The 2,244-nt window shown below is 59.1% G+C and carries 3 protein-coding genes; 1 reads left to right on the forward strand and 2 read right to left on the reverse strand.

Translation table 11 applies throughout. The annotated features are described in order from the left end of the window. Positions 1–495: SDR family oxidoreductase (locus tag VMR39_RS06455; protein ID WP_325415165.1), on the forward strand; the 495-nt coding region annotated here is incomplete at its 5' end. Between the two features lie 159 nt (positions 496–654). Here VMR39_RS06455 and VMR39_RS06460 read toward each other — a convergent pair. After that, positions 655–1,464: an NADPH-dependent F420 reductase gene (locus VMR39_RS06460; RefSeq protein WP_325415166.1), complete on the reverse strand. Its 810-nt coding sequence runs from the start codon at positions 1,462–1,464 to the stop codon at positions 655–657. Between the two features lie 423 nt (positions 1,465–1,887). Continuing rightward, a partial coding sequence (locus tag VMR39_RS06465) for an SDR family NAD(P)-dependent oxidoreductase (RefSeq protein ID WP_325415167.1) occupies positions 1,888–2,244 on the reverse strand: 357 nt, incomplete at its 5' end.

Genomic DNA, 2,244 nt, shown 5'->3' on the forward strand with positions numbered 1-2,244 from the left:
TTCGGCAAGGTCGATATCCTCGTCAACAATGCCGGTATGTCGCCGCTTTCCGATGGTTCGCTCGGCACGCCCGAAGCGCTGTTCGACAAAGTCGTCGGTGTCAATTTCAAGGGGCCTTTCCGCATGACCGCCCTGGTCGCCAGCCGCATGGTCGAGGGGGATGGCGGCAGCATCATCAACATCTCGTCGATCGGATCGATCAGGCCACAGCCGGAATATGCCCCCTATTCGGGTGCGAAGGCTGCGCTTAACGCCGTCACAATCGCCCACGCATTCGAATATGCACCCAAGGTGCGCGTCAACGCAATTCTTCCGGGCAGCTTTCGCACCGACATCGCCAAAGCGTGGTCGCCTAACAAAGCGAACAACATCAAGTCCGCGATCAAGCGTTATGGCGAGCCGGAAGAAATCGTATCGACGGTGATGTACCTAGCGTCCGAGCATTCCAGCTTCACGACCGGCGCACTCATCCAGGTGGACGGCGGCCGCCCCTGATCCGGGCGCTGCTGACCGGCAGCGTGTTCCAAACTTAACGGTCCGGCTTCCGCAGAAGGAAGCCGGACCATTTCTTATAAGGACGCTTATCCCTGTCTACGGCATCCGCAAAGACACCGTGCATACGCCCCCGACGCAGTGGCGACGGGGGCTTGAAAATCACAGGTAGATCGCGCGATTGACGGCAATGGCGAAATCCAGATCGGGGAAATTGTCGCCGACATTCTCCAAACGCTCCGAAACGACAGCTACTGCCAGATCACGGCGTTTGGCGAGCCGAGGCCGCTCTGCCGCCGCCAGAGCGCCCGGCAACTGGTCCCGGGTAAGGTCGGTGCAATAGGCGGGCGACCCCGGTTGCTGACGCCACGAGTCCGCCAGCGGGCCTGCATCGACCGCATCGAAACCGGTGTCCCCGACCAGCGCCATCGCAACTTCCTTGTCGCGCGCATTGTCCGCCGCAACAGGTAGGGCGATACGATCCGGGCTGCCGACCGACTTTCCCTTTTTCAGGAATGAATTAAAGAAGATGGCATTCCACGCCTTGACGATGGGGCGCCCCACCTTCTCGACCACCCACAGGCTTTCTACCTGGCCCTGCTCGATGGCGTCGATCGTACCGTCACGCATCGGATAATAGTTCGACGTGTCGATGACGACGACTTCCGGGGGCAGCTTGGAAATCAGCCCCGCCGTGCCGGGGAGCTTGTCCAGCGGAATCGAGAGTATTACGACCTCAACATCCACTACGGCCTCGGTCGCCTGGACCGCGCGGGCGCCAAATTCCAGCACGTCCGCGTCGATCGTTTCAGGGCCACGTGAGTTGGCCACTTTCACGTCATGACCCGCCTCGCTCAACTTGCGAGCCAAGGTCTTCCCTATGCTGCCAGTACCCAATAATCCGATCTTCATATCAATCTCCTTGTAAAATGAGAAATTCTTCTGCCGATCGCGGGTATGCGGACGCATCATATACCCGCTCGCATAGCCTGGCGACGGTTAGCCTTACCGATGACGATCCTGATGCTCGGCATGAGTTTGCACTGATGCCGCGCCCCCCTCGCAGGACAGACCGCTGCGAGACACAGCACCTAAAAAGCGTAGTCGAACCTCTCCTACGCAATGCATGTTCGCGGCTCTCAACATATGGACAATTAAGGTCGGAAAATCCGTAGCTCCGCGCCGCGAGTTTTTACGCATCGGCAAAATCCTAGACGGACGGTCCGCTTGTGAAGCAATTTCCTTTTCATCCCTGCTGCCGCATCAGGCATTACCGCGATCCCAACGACAGCGGCGGACTTTATCCGTCGCGCGCAGTGCAACCATCCTGATCCCGCAAATCCATACCCGGCGTTGCGTCCAAGGGATGCGCGCCGATGCGCATTCATCCCCTGCTTACTGCGCCGTGGCTCCTCCATCCACGGCGAAGGCGGCACCCGTACAGAAACTTGCGGCATCCGAGGCAAGGAACAGATAGGCTTCTGCGATTTCTCGCGGATCCGCCCAGCGCTTTATCGGAAACGCATCGACGAATCCTTGCAGATCTTCGTCCTTCGTGCCGCTTTTTTTGACGATCGGCGTCAACGTAGCGCCGGGATGAACGGAATTGACCCTGATGCCATAGTCGCCCAGTTCAACCGCTGCCGCCTTCGTCATACCGGTCACGGCGAATTTCGACGCGCAATAGTCGAAATACTGGGCGCCGCCAACAAGCCCCCAGCGCGAAGATGTGTTGACGATCGATCCACGCCC

This window comes from Sphingobium sp., from assembly GCF_035511395.1.
In the GTDB taxonomy this organism is placed as follows: Bacteria; Pseudomonadota; Alphaproteobacteria; order Sphingomonadales; family Sphingomonadaceae; genus Sphingobium.